Raw genomic sequence first — 17,130 nt, 5'->3', positions numbered from 1 at the left:
AGCGGGCGCCCATTTTAACCAGCCACCGCCAAAGGGGAAGTGAATATGATAATCTGCGCGCCTTATGACAATAACAAAGAGATTCACCATGTTACTCCGACTGGTACTGATTTTGGGGCTGCTAGGCTTGGCTGGCTGCGGTTCCATGGGCATATCGGATCAGCCGCTGCATGAGTTACAGCAGCGCTACGGCAATGAACAATCACGCTATATGCAACTGGGCAGTTTGACACTGCATTACCGCGATGAGGGCAATCGTGATGGGCCAGCGCTGTTGTTGCTACATGGTGTGGCGTCGTCGCTGCATACCTGGGATGGCTGGGTCGCCGAGTTGGCACCCCATTACCGACTGATTCGACTGGATTTGCCGGCCCACGGTTTAACCGGTCCCGATCTCGGGCGTGAGCGTTACGACATTGATTATATGGTCGATGTACTGGCTCAATTCACCCAGCGGCTGCAGTTAACGCAGTTTGCATTAGCGGGCAATTCATTGGGCGGTTATATCAGTTGGAATTACGCTCTGGCTCATCCACAGCAGGTGAGCAAGCTGATCTTGCTGGATGCCGCAGGCTATCCGCAAGACATGCCTTTTATTATGTCGCTGGCGGCTTGGCCGTTGGTCGGAGAAATGAGCCAGTGGATGATGCCGCGTTTTATTGTGGCCGCCAATATTCGTGCCGCCTATGGCGATAGCGATAAAGTCACCGACCAGCTAGTGCAGCGTTACCATGAGCTGACCTTACGCCCCGGCAATCGCAGTGGCTTAGTGGCGGTGTTTCGCACCATGAAAGAGCAGAGCGCTAAGCCGACCTTGGGCCAGCGCGTTGCCGAAGTGGAGGTGCCTACCTTGCTGATGTGGGGCGACCGCGATGAATGGGTGCCGTTGTCTATTATGCAGCGTTTTGCCAACGACTTGCCCCATTCGCAGCAGCGGGTTTACTCGGGTGTCGGCCATATGCCAATGGAGGAACTGCCGAAGCAAACCGCCGCTGATGCCCATCGCTTTTTGCAAACGTCATTTTTAGCCGCCCCCGAGGTGGCGCTGGATAACACTAAGGACACTGAGTGAACAGCATTGTCTGGTACGACTATGAAACCTTTGGCGCGTCGCCAGCCTGGGATAGGCCGGCGCAGTTTGCCGCCATTCGCACCGATGAAGATCTGAACGAAATTGAGCCGCCGGTGGAGCTGTTTTGCCGCCAAGCCGACGACTATTTGCCTCATCCTCAGGCCGTTGCCATCACCGGCATAACGCCTCAACAGTGCAATCAGCGCGGCATAGCTGAGAGCGAATTTATTGCTCGTATTAATCAGATGTTGTCGCAGCCGGGCAGTTGCAGTGCTGGCTACAACAGTATTCGGTTTGATGATGAGGTGACGCGCTACACCCTCTATCGCAATTTTCTCGACCCTTACGCCAGGGAATGGCAGGGAGGAAATTCGCGTTGGGATCTGCTCGATGCCATGCGCTGTGCCTATGCGCTGCGCCCAGACGGTATCGTTTGGCCCAAACACGACGATGGTCGGCCCAGTTTTAAGCTTGAACACCTAACCATAGCCAATGATCTTGATCATGGTAAGGCCCATGATGCGGTATCCGATGTGCGTGCCACCATCGCGCTAGCACGGCTTTTGAAAGACAAACAACCCAAGTTATACCGTTATCTTTATGGTCTTCGACATAAAAGTGAAGTGGCAGCCTTAGTGGATGTGCATCAACATCGGCCACTGGTGCATATCTCTGGTATGTACCCGGCAGAGCGAGGATGTATGGCCATTGTTGCGCCTTTATGTTGGCATCCGAGTAATAAAAACTCCTTTATCGCTGTCGATTTAAGTCAGGATCCAACGCCGTTATTTGATCTCACAGCAGAGCAAATTGCCGAACGGGTATTTACCCGTCAGGCGGATTTGCCAGAAGGGGTCGAACGGTTAGCGTTAAAAGAAGTGCATATCAACAAAGCCCCGGTATTGGCGCCAGCAAAAACCTTGACCCCAGATCGCGCGCAGCACTGGCAGATCGACGGTGAGACGCTGCGCCAGCATCTGGCCAGCATTCAGCAATATGAGCAGCAGCACGGCAGCTTGAGTCAGAAATTGCATCAGGTGTACGGGCAGCGCGACTTTGCTGCTAGCAGAGACGTTGATGGTCGTTTGTATGATGGGTTCTTTTCCCGCAACGACAAGCAGGCAATGGAAGACTTACATCGTTTGAGTGGTTGGGATTTAGTTGATTGGCCTTCGCCGTTTGCTGATGAGCGTGGCGAAGAGATGTTGTTTCGATATCGCGCACGTAATTACCCGGAAACACTAGAAAGCGATGAGCGCCAGCGTTGGGAGGCATTTCGTCGTCAGCGTTTACTGCACGGCATAGAAGGCAGCCCAGTGCTGACCTTTGAGCGCTTTGCCATCGAATTACAGCAGTTGGCGCAGCAGCTGATGGAAGCGGGTGATGAAAAACGACTGATGTGGCTGCAAGAGCTGCAGTTTTATGCCGAATCTCTTTACCCAATGGACGATTGATCACTGTGTTAACGGTTGACAGTAACAACGGTGTTGTTACTGTGCCGCCACATCGGGGAGCCTTGCTCCCTTTGAATCGCATAGAGAGATGACGATGAAAATAGCCGTTGCCGGAACCGGATACGTCGGTTTGTCCAATGCCATGTTGTTAGCGCAGCACAATCAAGTGGTCGCGTTGGATATTGATGCGCACAAAGTTGAGTTATTGAACCAACGCCAATCGCCGATTGTTGATGCCGAAATTGAAGCGTTTCTAACGCGTAACGATATTGACTTTACTGCGACGTTGGATAAAAACGAGGCCTATCATCAGGCTGAATTCGTCATTATTGCCACCCCCACCGACTATGATGTTGCTACTAACTTCTTTAATACCAACAGTGTGGAAGCCGTCATTAGAGATGTAAAAAGCATTAATCCTGATGCCGTTATGGTGGTCAAATCGACCGTGCCGGTGGGCTTTACCCATCGAATTCGTCAAGAATTCGATTGTGATAATATTGTGTTTTCGCCGGAGTTTCTGCGTGAAGGGCGTGCTCTGTACGATAACCTCTATCCGTCTCGCATTATCGTTGGTGAAGACAGCGAACGTGCAAGGACGTTTGCTTCTTTGCTGGCACAAGGGGCGTTAAAAGAAGATATCCCGCAGCTATTTATCGACTCTACCGAAGCCGAGGCGGTGAAGCTGTTTTCCAACACGTATCTGGCCATGCGAGTGGCGTATTTTAATGAGCTCGATAGCTATGCCCAGGTGCATGGCCTAAACACTCGCCAAATTATTGAAGGCGTGGGTCTGGATCCACGAATTGGTAGTCATTACAACAATCCATCATTTGGTTATGGTGGTTATTGTTTGCCAAAAGATACCAAACAATTATTGGCGAATTTTGAAGATGTGCCCAATAACATGGTGCGCGCCATTGTTGATGCCAACCGCACGCGCAAGGATTTTATTGCCGACTCCATTATTGCGCGCCAGCCTGAGGTCGTGGGTATTTATCGGCTGGTAATGAAATCAGGCTCAGATAACTTCCGCGCTTCTGCGGTGCAGGGCATCATGAAGCGTATTAAGGCAAAGGGCATTGAAGTGGTGGTATACGAGCCTGTATTGGAAGAGGAGCATTTTTTCCACTCGCGCGTGATCAGAGATCTGAATGAGTTCCGAAATCTTTCCGATGTTATTGTCGCTAATCGTTTGTCGGATGAACTTCAACCGGTAAAAGACAAGGTCTATACACGCGACTTGTTTGGTCACGATTAAGTGTTAACGTCACTTTAAAGTAAAGTGTACTGGCTTAGCGGCTAGTACACTGATACTATCGCCCCCTCTTTATTAACTGGCCGGAGGATTTTGATGATTGTTTTAACTCCCGGCCGGGCCTGCTGATTTTTACAGCACCGTAGCCCGGCATTCGCCGGGGCGTTTCTGCCCCTGATTTTATTGCTGCTTACAGCAATCTATGACGCTTTGCGTCAGGGGTTATCATGTCTAATTATTCTCTGCTCAACTTGGGTTGGCACTCTTTTTTTCAACAACAACTGTCACTGCAGGAATGTACTGACACGCAACCGATGCGGTTAATGCATCAGCATCGTGATCGCTGGCATCTGTGCGGCGAAGCGGGTGGGCTGAGCGTTAGTGCTATGCCTGATTGGCATGTGTGTGTCGGTGACTGGCTGCTGCTTAAAGACGGGCTGCCATTACGTATACTCGAGCGTCAGTCTTTGTTTCAACGACGTCGTGCCGGCAAGGAATCGGTCGCGCAGCTCATCGCCGTCAATGTGGATACGGTATTGATCGTTATGGCGTTGAACCACGACTTTAATCTTAATCGTCTGGAGCGTTATTTGGCGGTTATTAAAGAAGCTGGGGCTGAATCGGTTGTGGTGCTGACGCGAGCCGACGAATGCGATGAGGTTGAATCGTTCGTTGCACAGGTTCAGGCGGTGGACAACCTGCTGCCTGTGCTAGCAGTCAATGCTCTTGATGAGATCGATGTGCGCCAACAGCTGAGTGGTTGGTGTCGTGCGGGTCGAACATTGGCGTTAATGGGATCGTCTGGTGTCGGTAAGTCGACTCTCAGTAACTCTCTATTGGGGGCGGAGCAGCAGCTGACGGGGGGTATTCGTACCGACGACAGCAAGGGGCGTCATACCACTACTGGCAGATCGCTATTGCTGCTCGACAATGGTTCTTTACTGATGGATATGCCTGGCATGCGTGAGTTGCAGCTCACCCAGTGTCAGCAAGGGTTGGAGCTGGCATTTGCTGATATTAGCGAGCTGGCATCCGCCTGTCGCTTTAGCGATTGTCAGCATCAACAAGAGCCCGGCTGCGCGGTTCGTACAGCCATAGAGGAAGGCCATCTAGATCCAAGGCGTTGGCACAACTTCATGAAGTTACAGCGAGAAGAGGCGCGCAACAGTTCCACTTTGGCGGAAAGGCGCCAAGCTGAGCGACGTTTTGCATCTGAGGCGAGATCAATCGTGGCGCAAAAGAAGTGGCTCCGCCAAGATGGTTGATGTTTAGCTGACAGCGCGCCGCTGCCCAAATGTTATGGGGTAGTGGCGCGGCTTAAAAATTCTGTCTCTCGATTAAATCAAACTAAGGCGTTGGCTGATGGCGCTGTCTTGTGGGTAGCGTTGCTGTAGGCGCGTTAGCAGTCGGCGAGCCCGTTCTGTTTGGCCGTAAGCAATCATGACGTCGATATCTTTTAACTGCTGACGTACTTCCTGGCTGTTGGGCTGCTCATGGCGCATCAAACGCTGCCAAGTAACCCAGGCCAGCGCGGTAATGCCTAAGGCAATACTCAGCAGCGGAAGCTTGCTGAGGGGCACAACAAACAATATGGCAATGACCGTAATGGCCGAAAGCGTCATTAACACTAGGGTTCGAGTACTAGGCATAGCGTCTTTGCCTTGCTGACTTGTTTCGCTGAACATGTCATCAGCTTAGGCTGTTTGAGCGGAAAAAGGGCGGCATTGGGTCACAAAGTGACGTTCTGCGACCATCACTGCAGCGATTATTATGTAGCAGCTGACTATCTCGTCGCTGCTGGCGCATCTCGGCTAATCAAAGCAGAGCTTGGCCAATTGGCTACGCTGTCAGCAGAGAATACAGGGAGGTGTCTATGGGCTTTCTTTCGCGTCTGCCGGTTCGTTCAAAATTCCTACTGTTGGTCAGTATACCGGTTGCGGCCTTGTTCTTGCTGGAGGTGCAAAATACTTGGAAGCAATGGCAGTCGCTGGACGAGATAACGACGGCTGAAGCCTTGGTCACCTTATCGGCTGCAAACAGTGTCTTGGCCCATGAGTTACAAAAAGAACGTGGTATGTCAGCAGGCTTCCTGGGCAGTGGTGGCAAAGCCTTTGCTCAGCAACTGCAGCAGCAAAGGCAAGGCACTTCTCAAGCTGTCGAGCGTTGGCAAGCGGTGCTGGCAGCTTATTCTCATTTGCCGACAGCAAGGGAGTTATCGACGGTGCAAAGCGCCCTGGGAGCGTTATCGACACGCCGCCAAGGTGTCGATAGCTTGCAAGTATCGTTGCCAGATACTTTAGCCTTTTATACCGGTGTTATTGGTCAGCTGCTGGCTATGCCTGCTAAGGCCAGTGAGCGGGTGACGGACGGCGAACTATCCCGTTTGCTGCAAGCCTATTACAACTATTTGCAGGGTAAAGAACGTGCTGGTATTGAGCGCGCGGTGCTCAGTAATGCGTTTGCTGCCGATGGTTTTTCAGCTGGTTTGTATCAAAAATTTGTACGTTTGGTGTCTGAACAGGACGCCTTCTTTAATAATTACATGCTGTTTACGGCTCAGTCTCAGCGGCAATTATTTGAGCAATTTTTGCAGTCTTCAGAGCAACAAGCGGTTGCCGAATTTCGTCAAGTGGCCCATGCCAAATCTGATTCCGGAGGCTTTCAGCGTTCGGCTGAGCAGTGGTTTGCAGCATCCACGCAGCGCATAAATCGACTGAAACAAATAGAAGATGCATTTGCTGCTTTTATTATTGATGCAGTTCAGCAGCGTCATGGTGCCATTTTGACTTACTTGCTGTATAGCTTGGTGGTCAGTGCGCTGGGCATTGCGCTGGCCATTGCACTTGCTAGTTGGATTGCCAAGTTGATGTTGCAACAGATACACAGCTTGTACCAGGGGTTTGGGCGTGCAGGTCAGCAGCTGGATTTGACTACCCGGATTGATGTGCTGTTAGACGACGAGTTGGGACAAACAGCACAGTCTTTTAATCAGATGATGCACTCTTTCGAAGACTTGATTTGTAAGCTGGAGCGCGTGGCGCGCCAGTTAATGCTGACCTCTATGCAAAATCATTGCACCATTTCTTTAAGCAGTAAGGGCGTGGCGCTGCAAAATGATGAAACGGAACAGGTGGTCGAAGGTGTGGTGCAATTAGAGCAGGCCACCCGGGAAATTGCTGAAAGTATTCAGGCACTGGTCGAACACTCGGAAGCTGCCGTTAATACGACCCAAAAAGGTGCTGAAGTGGTGCAGGCATCGGCGGTCAATACGCGTACATTAAAATCGGTGATGAACGACGTGTCCGAGGTGATTCATGGTCTGCATGAAAATAGTAACGCCATTGGTCGGGTGTTAAGTGAGATTCAATCGATTGCAGAGCAAACCAATTTATTGGCATTAAATGCGGCCATCGAAGCCGCCCGAGCAGGCGAGCAGGGGCGTGGATTTGCTGTGGTTGCTGATGAGGTGCGCTCTTTAGCGCAGCGAACTCACGACTCAACGACGGAAATTGGCACCATAGTGACCGACTTTCAAAACAGTGCTGAGCAAGCCTATCAGACCATGCAGGAATCTCAGCAGTCGATGGAGGCATCGTTTCAGGATGCCGAACAGTTAGCAGCGGCGCTTGATTCAATAATGTCAGCCATTGACGGCATTCGAAATATGTCTGATCAAATTGCAGCGGCTACAGAAGAGCAAGTGCATACCAACAACAGTGTGGCTGAAACCGTGCGCAGCATTCATAAAATTGCTGCGCATACCGGTGCCAGTACGCAATTTATGGCCAAAACAGCGCGAGAGCAAAAGGATTTATCCAATGAATTAAGCCGCCAAACCGAGCGCTTTAGCGTGACTGCGCAAGCGAATCACTAAAAGCCGCTGTGCTGGTAATTGTACTGTTGCCACTGTGGGTTGGCTTCGGCGTCGCTGATGGCTTGCTGTAGGCAAGCAAAAAATGACAACCGCTCGCGCTCGCGCTTAACGGCTTTAAATACCGTTGCAATGGCGTCGGATTGCATGGAAAAGTAGTGCAGCCACTGTTTTAGGCGATCCGTCAGTGCTTTGTCAGATAGATGTTCGAGCTGTGTAGCCAGCTGCGCTAACAAGGCCAATCGTTGTTGCCAGTTTTGGCCAACAAAATCGTCACTATGGCCATGCTTAATGCGCTGCGCCAGATCCGGTACCGCCACCAATCCACGGCCAATCATTAATAGCTGACAGCCGCTCACTTCCAGGCAGCGCTTGGCATCGTCACGGTTCCAGATTTCGCCGTTGGCCAGTACCGGGATGTGCAGCTGCTGGCGAATCTGTTTTAGAAAGTGCCAGTGTGCGGGCGGTTTATAGCCTTCGGTTTTGGTGCGGGCATGTACCGTGAGCCATTGAATGCCGGCCTCTTGCAGTGCAATCGCGTTATCAAGGGCGAGGGATTTATCGGTAAAACCAAGGCGCATTTTGGCACTGACGGGGATGTGGCTTGGTACTGCACTGCGCACGGCTTTGCTGATGGCATGCAGTTTTTCTGGCCATTGCAGCAATACGGCGCCGCCCTGGCTTTTATTTACTGTTTTGGCTGGGCAGCCAAAATTCAAATCGATGGCGGGTGCGCCCATGCGCGCCACTTTTTCTGCATTGGCGGCCATCATTTCAACATTTGAGCCCAGTAGTTGCACGTGTACTGGAGTGCCGCTGGCAGTTTTGCCTTGGTTGTCGAGCTCTGGGCAGAAGCGCTTGAATACGCGTTCTGGCAGGCGCTGGTCGGTAATGCGAATAAACTCGGTCACACAATGGTCGATGCCACCTTGGGCAGTGAGAATGGCGCGCAGGTTAAAGTCCATCAAACCTTCCATGGGCGCCAAGGCGATATAGGGTGACGCAGGCGCGGTCAGAGGCAAGGTGCCAGAAAATGTCATACCAGAGGACCAGAGCAAAAGGCGGCGCAGTATAGCGATTGGTCGAAATTTGCACCACTCTGAGAAAAATTCGTACGTATGAATACGTATGGTGATTTCATTCGGGAATTTGCTTAACCCCAGTCTTTTAGCTGCTTTCATGCGGCCTAGAAGGGGGTGCTGGTGGAAATCCCTGATAAATCTGACTAATCAGCCTGGCCATCCTTATTGCCTAGATTTAGCTATTTCAGTAATCTAGCGCGGCTCATTGTCGTATGACTCTTATGGCATTGTTGCCGAAAGTCGCGCAATGGCTACAGATACATCCAGAAAAGGAGTGCCTGCATGACTGAGCCCAGTCTCGTGTCACAAGGCTTGGAGCTGATGGTGTTTGGTATGGGCGTGGTATTTGTCTTTCTGACAATGCTGGTGTTCGTAACCACCCTGATGTCCAAGTTGGTAAACAAGTTCGCACCAGAACCTGAAGCAGTGGCCGCCCCGGCGCCGGCTGTGGCAGCGCCCGGTGTCGATCCTCAGTTGCTGAAAGTGTTATCAGCGGCTGTCAAAGAACATCGCGCACGCCAAAAGTAGCCGCGATTTGGGATAACAAACGTTATTAACGTTAACGGAAGAGAAAAGGCCATCACCCATGACCGATTCTAAAAAACCTTTAGGTATTACCGACGTCGTCCTGCGTGACGCGCACCAGTCCATTCTGGCGACGCGCATGCGTATTGATGACATGCTCCCCATTGCGGCCAAACTGGATCAGGTTGGTTACTGGTCAACCGAATCTTGGGGCGGCGCGACGTTCGACTCCTGCATTCGCTATTTGGGCGAAGATCCTTGGGATCGTATTCGTGAATTTAAAAAGGCCATGCCAAACACCAAGCAGCAAATGCTGCTGCGTGGTCAGAATTTGCTCGGCTATCGTCATTACGCAGATGATGTGGTGGAAAAATTCGTCGAACGGGCCGCCACCAATGGCGTCGACGTTTTCCGCGTATTTGATGCGATGAATGATCCGCGCAATCTGGAAACAGCGCTAAAAGCGGTGAAAAAACAAGGCAAGCATGCCCAGGGCACGCTGTCTTATACCACCTCTCCGGTTCACACCATGGATTCTTGGGTCACTTTGGCCAAGCAAATCGAAGACATGGGTGCCGATTCTATCGCCATTAAAGATATGGCGGGCGTATTAACCCCTTACGACGCCTTTGAATTGATCGGCAAATTAAAAGCGCAAACAGATTTGGAAGTTCAGCTGCACGCCCACGCCACCTCAGGCTTGTCAGACATGACCTACCTAAAAGCGATTGAGGCGGGTGTTGATCGGGTTGATACCGCTATTTCGTCTATGTCGATGACCTATGGTCATACCGCGACAGAATCGATTGTGGCATCTTTGGCTGGTACCGAACGTGATACCGGCATCGACTTGCTGCTGCTGGAAGAAATTGCTGCCTACTTCCGTGAAGTGCGGAAAAAGTACGCCAAATTCGAAGGCGCGCTGCGCGGTACTGATAGCCGTATTTTGGTGGCACAAGTACCTGGTGGCATGCTCACCAATATGGAAAATCAACTGCGTGAGCAGGGTGCGTCGGACAAGTTTGATGAGGTGCTGAAAGAAATCCCTCGTGTGCGCGAAGACCTGGGTTATATCCCACTGGTCACGCCAACCTCACAAATCGTCGGTACCCAAGCGGTATTGAACGTATTGACGGGCGAGCGTTACAAGTCCATTTCAAAAGAAACCCAGGGCATCTTAAAAGGCGAATATGGCGCCGCTCCTGCACCATACAACAGCGAGCTGCAGCAGCGGGTGTTGGATGGTAAAGAAGCCATTACCTGTCGCCCTGGTGATCTGTTGGAAAATGAGCTGGATAAAATCGTTGGCGATGTTGAAAAACTGGCCGCGGATAAAGGCTTTAAGCTGGCGGCAGACAAAATTGATGATGCTTTGACCTTCGCATTGTTCCCGCAAATTGCGCCTAAGTTCCTTGAAAATCGTGGCAATCCCGACGCCTTTGAACCAGCGCCTAAAGGCGCTGATGAAGACACCTTTACTGTCACCGTTGATGGCAACGAATACGTGGTCAAGGTAGACGATGGTGGTGACGTTAAAGAGCTAGCGCCGGTTAATGGCGCGCCGTTGAACCTGGGCGGTGGCACCGCATCGACTGCTGCAGCGCCAGCGGCTGTGGGCGGCGGTGAGCCCGTTCCAGCTCCTCTGGCGGGTAATGTTTGGAAAGTGCTAGTGCAGCCTGGGCAGCAAATAGCAGAGGGTGACGTGGTACTGATTCTGGAAGCCATGAAAATGGAAACAGAAATTCGTGCTCCACGTGCGGGTACCGTGGGTAGCGTGAGCGCTGCAGAAGGCACCGCCGTCAAGGTTGGCGATACCCTGTACACGCTGGCCTAAGGAGGTTGATAAATGCAAAGTTTAATCAACCTATGGCACGACACCGGGCTGTATAACATCGAGCTAGGCCAGGCCATTATGATGCTGGTTGGCTTCGGTATGTTGTATCTGGCCATTAAAAAAGGCTTTGAGCCTTTGCTGTTGTTACCTATTGCCGTGGGCACCTTATTGGTGAATATTCCCAGCGCGGGTTTAGGCTGGTCGGCAGCCGAGGCAGCAATTCGCAGTGGTGATGTGGCGCTGTTGGCGCAGTTTCGTGAGCTGTTTAGCCTAGCGGCCGATGCGGGTGTGCAGGAAGTATTGCACGCCTATCACAATGCTGAAGTGGTGCTGTACAAAAAGGCGCTGCTGCTGGGTTCAGCGGCCGGTTTTGAAAACGGCATGCTGTATACCTTTTACAGTGTCACCATTGCTAGTGGTGTTGCGCCTTTGCTGATCTTTATGGGGGTGGGTGCCATGACGGACTTTGGTCCGCTATTGGCCAATCCTAAGACCTTGCTGCTGGGCGCAGCGGCGCAGTTTGGTATCTTTGGTACCGTGGCTGGTGCTGTGCTGCTAACGGATGCAGGCTTGATGGATTTCACCATGCAGCAAGCGGCCGCCATCGGCATTATTGGTGGAGCAGACGGTCCAACTTCGATCTTTATCGCCTCAAAGCTAGCGCCTGAGCTGTTAGGTGCCATTGCTGTGGCGGCTTATTCTTATATGGCTCTGGTGCCAATGATTCAGCCGCCCATTATGAAAGCTCTGACCACTGAGCAAGAGCGCAAGATTCAGATGAGTCAGCTGCGTTCTGTATCGAAGGGCGAAAAGATTGTGTTCCCTGTCGCTGTGCTGGTATTGGTGGCTTTACTCTTGCCTTCGGCAGCACCGCTGCTGGGGATGTTCTGTTTCGGTAACCTGATGAAAGAGTCGGGTGTGGTCGAGCGTTTAAGCGATACCGCGCAAAATGCTTTGATTAATACCGTTACTATCTTCCTGGGCTTGTCGGTGGGCTACAAAATGAGCTCAGATGCCTTCTTAAATGGCAGCACTTTGGCCATTATTGTGCTGGGTCTGGTGGCCTTTGGTGTCGGCACCGTTGCTGGTGTGTTGATGGCTAAGCTGATGAATAAGCTCAGCAAAGATCCTATCAACCCGCTGATTGGCTCTGCTGGTGTATCGGCAGTGCCTATGGCAGCACGGGTGTCAAATAAGGTGGGCCTGGAAGCCAATCCGCAAAACTTCCTGCTGATGCATGCCATGGGGCCCAATGTGGCTGGTGTGATTGGTTCAGCGGTCGCAGCCGGTGTCATGATCAGTTTCTTTAACTGATACTTGTCCGGTTATAGAAAGCCGCCTTCGGGCGGCTTTTTTGTGCCTTTAGCCTGCTGAATATGTCAGGCTGAGACGGTGCCATTAAATAACACCAAGTGATCAATGTTAGGCTCAATGCCAATGGTTTCGCCTAACTGATGGTTATGGTGCGATGATGCGTGGCAGTACACCTGTTCGCCATCGGCCAGTTCGACTGTGTATAAAAAATGTGAGCCGCGAAAGCGTTTGCGCACTATGGTGGCACGCTGCAAGGCATCGTCATTATGCAGCACATCGTCCGGGCGCAGCATTAAATCGACGGTTTGGCCGCTGTTAAAGGCAATGGCGTGTTCGGATACCAGGCTGCCTAACGAGCATTCCACCTGGTGCTCGTTAATCACACGTGCGGGTATCAGGGTACTTTGACCAATAAAGCTGGCGACAAAGCGGGTGGCAGGGCGGTGGTAGAGATTAAAGGCGCTATCAAATTGCTGCAGCTCTCCACCTTGCATAACCGCAACTCGGTCGGCCATGGCAAAGGCTTCCAGCTGATCGTGGGTGACCATTAAGGCACTGATGTTTTCGGCCTTTAAAATATCGCGAATCTGTTCGGCTAAATCTTCGCGCAGCTCGGCATCCAGGCTGGAAAAGGGTTCGTCCAATAATAACAGCCTAGGTTTTGGCGCAATGGCCCTGGCAACCGCTACACGTTGTTGCTGGCCGCCGGATAATTCGTGCGGATAACGTTTGCCCATCTCGGGTAGGGCAATTAAATGCAGCAGCTGTTCGATGCGTTGCTGGCGTTGCGGCCCCTTTAAGTGGCTCAGGCCAAAGGCCAGGTTGTCTTCTATGGTCATGTGCGGAAACAGCGCTAACTCCTGAAACACCATCACCACAGGACGTTTTTCTGGTGCTGTCATCAGGCTGTTGCTGGAAACCAGGGTGCCGTCAATGTGGATGCGGCCGCTGCGCAAGGGCTCAAAGCCACAAATTGCGCGCAATAGCGTTGATTTTCCACAGCCAGAAGGCCCCAGTAAGCAGCCTATTTCACCGGCTTGCAGTTGCAGTGAAACATCTTTAACGACCAGGCGCTGATCGTAGCCAAGGCTGACCTGTTCCAGGGTAAGAGCGGCGGAGGTGTTCATGGGGCTTCCGTTACTGAGGTGAAGGCGATTGTTGTAATTTGCGGCTAAGTAGAATAACCGGCAATAAGCCGACCAGTACTATGGTCAAGGCCACTGGGCCAGCATCGAGTAAACGCTCGTCGGCCGCCAGCTCGTGGGCTTTGACCGCCAGGGTGTCGAAGTTAAAAGGGCGTAAAATCAAGGTGGCTGGCAGCTCTTTTAAGACATCGACAAATACCAGTAATACAGCGGTCAGCAAGTTGGTAGTGAGCAATGGCAGATGAATACGACGCATCACGGACCAGCGGCCGTGTCCCAAGCTTCTGGCCGAACGATCCAGGCTGGTTGAGATCTGACTCATGCCAGATTGCACACTATTGAGTGCCACGGCTAAAAAACGCACCGCATAAGCAAACAGCAATGCCACCACAGTGCCTGAAAAGATTAAGCCCGGCTGCCAGTCAAACAGATGTGATAGCAAATTGTTAAGGCTGCGATCGAGGGCGGCCAGCGGTACCAAGATGCCAATCGCAATAACAGTGCCGGGCACGGCATAACCGAGGCTAGCACTGGCAACGGCTGGCTTGATCCAGGGAGCCGCATAAAAACGTCGCAGCCAAGCCAGCATAACCGCCAGCGTCAGGGTAATCAGTGCCGCGGCGATAGCCAGCAGCATGCTGTGGCTAATTAAATCAAAAAACTTATTATCCAGCGTGGGCGGCTTATGCCACAGCCAGGAGAGGATCATGGCCACCGGCACGATAAAACCCAGCAGCAATGGCAAAGTACACCAGCCAGTCGCTAGTGCTGCACGCCAGCCACGTAACTGGGGTGGTGATGTTGGTGGCTGGTGTTGCAGTTGGTCAATACGCTGATGGCGGCGAGAATAGCGCTCTAGCGTTAATAAAATGACCACCACGGCCAATAACAAAGAAGCCAATTGCATGGCACCATTCATATCGCCTAGGCCGTGCCAGGTACGAAAAATGCCGGCGCTAAAGCTGCTGACACCGAAATAACTGACCGTGCCGTAATCGGCCAAGGTTTCCATCAGTGCCAGGCTGGTGCCAGCAACAATGGCAGGGCGCGCGAGTGGCAAATCGATGCGCCAGAAAATTCGCCAGCGAGAGGCGCCTAATGAGCGTGCGGCATCGGCGCTGAGGCCAGACTGAGTAATAAAGGATGCACGGCTGAGCATAAATACATAGGGATAGAGCACCAGGGTTAACATCAATGCTGCGCCGCCTAGGCTGCGAATAGGCGGAAACCAATAATCGCGATAGCCCCAACCGGTCCAGTCGCGCAAGGCGGTTTGCAGCGGGCCGGCAAAATCGAGCAGGTCGGTGTAGGTGTAAGCGATGATGTAGGCCGGAAAAGCCAGCGGCAATAACAGCGCCCAGCTTAAAAAACGACTGCCGGGAAAGCGATAGCGACTGGTGAGCCAGCCGCAGCTGATGCCCAGAGTTAACACCCCGATAGCCACCCAAAAACACAGCCACAAGGATTGCCAGATGTAGTCGCTCAGTACCGTTTCGGCCAGGTGTTGCCAGCTGCTGCTGTCGGCAAACAAGGCATGCCACAGCACCGACAGCACCGGAATGGTCAATAGCAGCGTTATACCTAGAGTGGCTATGGCGACACCGCCATCGCGGCGCTGGCTGTTAATCAGCATACGCTGTTGGTTAGTGGCAGGTAGGGATGTAGAGGTGGAGTTCACGTCGGTGAAAATCTGTGGCCCGGATCAGGGCCACAGTGTAACGATTTTAACGCCAGCCAGCACGGTCCATGATCTTAACCGCTTGCTGGTTATTGCTACCAAGGGTGCTGAGGTCAACATCGTCGGCTTTAAATGAGCCCCAGGCTGCGACGACTGGGTCTAATTGCACGCCTTCGACCACTGGGAATTCGTTGTTCACCTCGGCGTACCATTGCTGCGCCGGTTCTGACACTAAAAATTCCAGCAGCTTGATAGCAGCGGCTTTGTTTTTGGCGGATTGCGTCACGCCAGCGCCAGATACGTTGATGTGAGCGCCACGGCCTTGTTGGTTGGGCCAGAATAAAGCGACTTGCTCGGCAGCGGCCTTTTCTTCGCCAGCGGATTTCAGCATGCGGCCATAATAATAAGTGTTAGCCACAGCCAGATCGCATTGGCCAGCAGCCAGGGCGCTAATCTGATCGCGGTCGCCACCGGCGGGTGGGCGGGCGAAGGTGTTTACAAAGTTGTTCGCCCACTGTTGCGTGCGCTCAGCACCGAGATCGGCCAGCATGGCCGCGACTAGGGACTGATTGTAAACATTGCTGGAAGAGCGAATGCAAACCCGGCCCTGCCATTGTTTGTCGGCCAGTGCTTCATAGCTCGACAGCTGCTCAGGTTTAACGGTTTTGGGGTTGTAAAAAATCACCCGGGCACGCTTGGATAAGCCAAACCATTGATTGTCATTGTCGCGAAGATGAGCTGGCACTCGCTGTGTCAGCACATCGCTGTCAATCGCTTGAAATAAGCCGGCATCTTTGGCGCGTTGCAGTCTGGCTACATCGGCGGTAATCAGCATATCGGCAGGGCTGAGCTTGCCTTCTGATTTCAATCGTTGCAGCAGAGCGTCATCCTTACCGGTCACTAGGTTCACCTTGATGCCAGTCTGTGCGGTGAACTTGTCTAACAGGGGTTCGATCAGTTCAGTTTTGCGCGCTGAATAGAGGTTGAGTTCATCCGCCTGGCTGGACCAGGGCAGAACCGCAGACAATGCCAGTAGGGGCAGCGTAATCCATTTCATGGGATAGGCTCCAAAGTTGAAACTGAGAATGGTTCTCGATAAGGCCGCAGACTTTACCGTAAATACAGGCCTGACAGCAAGCATCATCAGTATTCTCACCGCCACAGATTGGGTCAGGGAATGTATAGACTGGTCACCAGATTGCTTGGCCTCAATTGAGCCTCTGTGGTCATACTGGTAGTCTTACGCGACATTGACCTACCTGCGGAACCGCACTTGCCATGATTGGCCGATTACAAGGAATCATCGTTGAAAAACAGGCGCCGGAGCTATTGCTCGACGTCCAGGGCGTGGGCTATGAGATTCAAGCGCCCATATCTACTTTTGCCAGCCTGGGCTCCATTGGACAAGCGGCGACGTTATACACCCATTTGGCCATTCGAGAGGATGCCCATCAGTTATATGGTTTTAGCGACCGAGAGCAGCGCACCTTATTTCGCACTTTGATCAAAGTCAGTGGTGTTGGGCCTAAATTAGCGTTAGCCATATTGTCAGGTATGGACGTTAACGCCTTTGCCCATTGCGTGCACAGTGAGGACATTGCTGCTCTGACTAAGCTGCCAGGTGTTGGCAAAAAGACCGCCGAACGTCTGATCGTTGAAATGCGTGACCGCCTGAAAGAATGGCAAGCGCCAGCGCCTTTGTGGGCCGCGGCCGAGCAAGCGGAAAAAGACCAGCATCAACACACCTTGGCAGAAGCGGAAACGGCCCTGGTGGCCCTCGGCTACAAACCACAAGATGCCGCTAAGATGCTGAATAAAGTAGCAGCAGACGGTCTTAGCTCGGAAGAACTGATCCGACAGGCGCTGCGTAACACCTTAAGCGGCGGACGGTAGAGCA

Annotated in this window: 14 protein-coding genes; 9 read left to right on the top strand and 5 right to left on the bottom strand. The window is 52.3% G+C overall.

Annotated elements, in window-relative coordinates:
* Positions 1-88: 88 nt before the first annotated feature.
* From AC55FS_RS13650 to rsgA, 4 genes are all read left to right on the top strand, one after another.
* A complete protein-coding gene (locus AC55FS_RS13650) occupies positions 89-1,072 on the top strand; it encodes an alpha/beta fold hydrolase (RefSeq protein WP_496932806.1) in 984 nt (327 codons plus the stop codon).
* Complete coding sequence (gene sbcB, locus AC55FS_RS13645) at positions 1,069-2,526, top strand: exodeoxyribonuclease I (protein ID WP_496932805.1); 1,458 nt, start codon at positions 1,069-1,071, stop codon at positions 2,524-2,526. Before AC55FS_RS13650 ends, sbcB begins: the two co-directional genes overlap by 4 nt.
* 94 nt (positions 2,527-2,620) lie before the next feature.
* Entirely contained in the window at positions 2,621-3,787 is a 1,167-nt protein-coding gene (locus AC55FS_RS13640; RefSeq protein WP_496932804.1) for a nucleotide sugar dehydrogenase, read from the top strand.
* Positions 3,788-4,011: 224 nt separating this feature from the next.
* Positions 4,012-5,049 (top strand): ribosome small subunit-dependent GTPase A, encoded by a 1,038-nt coding sequence (gene rsgA, locus AC55FS_RS13635; protein ID WP_496932803.1) that lies wholly within the window; start codon positions 4,012-4,014, stop codon positions 5,047-5,049.
* A 72-nt stretch (positions 5,050-5,121) separates the two neighbouring features.
* Here rsgA and AC55FS_RS13630 read toward each other — a convergent pair whose 3' ends face one another.
* Positions 5,122-5,469, bottom strand: coding sequence for a hypothetical protein (locus tag AC55FS_RS13630; RefSeq protein WP_496932802.1), 348 nt, complete (start codon positions 5,467-5,469; stop codon positions 5,122-5,124).
* Between the two features lie 188 nt (positions 5,470-5,657).
* On the opposite strand from AC55FS_RS13630, the gene AC55FS_RS13625 reads away from it, so the two are divergent.
* Positions 5,658-7,658 carry a methyl-accepting chemotaxis protein gene (locus AC55FS_RS13625; RefSeq protein WP_496932801.1) on the top strand — a complete coding sequence of 667 codons (2,001 nt, stop codon included), beginning with the start codon at positions 5,658-5,660 and terminating at the stop codon, positions 7,656-7,658.
* Here AC55FS_RS13625 and AC55FS_RS13620 read toward each other — a convergent pair.
* Entirely contained in the window at positions 7,655-8,695 is a 1,041-nt protein-coding gene (locus tag AC55FS_RS13620; protein ID WP_496932800.1) for a tRNA dihydrouridine synthase, read from the bottom strand. The genes AC55FS_RS13625 and AC55FS_RS13620 overlap by 4 nt on opposite strands.
* A 324-nt stretch (positions 8,696-9,019) precedes the next feature.
* Here AC55FS_RS13620 and AC55FS_RS13615 point away from each other — a divergent pair, with 324 nt between their 5' ends.
* Genes AC55FS_RS13615 through AC55FS_RS13605 form a run of 3 tightly spaced genes read left to right on the top strand, consistent with a single transcriptional unit; the run spans position 9,020 to position 12,410 of the window.
* Positions 9,020-9,265: an OadG family protein gene (locus AC55FS_RS13615; RefSeq protein ID WP_496932799.1), complete on the top strand. Its 246-nt coding sequence runs from the start codon at positions 9,020-9,022 to the stop codon at positions 9,263-9,265.
* Between the two features lie 58 nt (positions 9,266-9,323).
* Positions 9,324-11,096 (top strand): sodium-extruding oxaloacetate decarboxylase subunit alpha, encoded by a 1,773-nt coding sequence (gene oadA, locus AC55FS_RS13610; protein WP_496932798.1) that lies wholly within the window; start codon positions 9,324-9,326, stop codon positions 11,094-11,096.
* Between the two features lie 12 nt (positions 11,097-11,108).
* Complete coding sequence (locus AC55FS_RS13605; RefSeq protein ID WP_496932797.1) at positions 11,109-12,410, top strand: sodium ion-translocating decarboxylase subunit beta; 1,302 nt, start codon at positions 11,109-11,111, stop codon at positions 12,408-12,410.
* 65 nt (positions 12,411-12,475) lie between these two features.
* Here AC55FS_RS13605 and AC55FS_RS13600 read toward each other — a convergent pair whose 3' ends face one another.
* The 3 genes from AC55FS_RS13600 to AC55FS_RS13590 form a co-directional block, all read right to left on the bottom strand.
* A complete protein-coding gene (locus tag AC55FS_RS13600) occupies positions 12,476-13,537 on the bottom strand; it encodes an ABC transporter ATP-binding protein (protein WP_496932796.1) in 1,062 nt (353 codons plus the stop codon).
* Positions 13,538-13,547: 10 nt separating this feature from the next.
* A complete protein-coding gene (locus AC55FS_RS13595; RefSeq protein ID WP_496932795.1) occupies positions 13,548-15,188 on the bottom strand; it encodes an ABC transporter permease in 1,641 nt (546 codons plus the stop codon).
* 91 nt (positions 15,189-15,279) lie between these two features.
* Positions 15,280-16,290: a Fe(3+) ABC transporter substrate-binding protein gene (locus tag AC55FS_RS13590; RefSeq protein WP_496932794.1), complete on the bottom strand. Its 1,011-nt coding sequence runs from the start codon at positions 16,288-16,290 to the stop codon at positions 15,280-15,282.
* 221 nt (positions 16,291-16,511) lie between these two features.
* Between AC55FS_RS13590 and ruvA the strand changes: the two genes are divergently transcribed.
* Positions 16,512-17,126 (top strand): Holliday junction branch migration protein RuvA, encoded by a 615-nt coding sequence (gene ruvA / locus AC55FS_RS13585; protein ID WP_496932793.1) that lies wholly within the window; start codon positions 16,512-16,514, stop codon positions 17,124-17,126.
* Positions 17,127-17,130: the final 4 nt, after the last annotated feature.

The sequence above is a fragment of the Bacterioplanes sp. CLAM21 genome, assembly GCF_059641015.1.
This window is presented reverse-complemented; position numbering and strand designations above follow the sequence as displayed.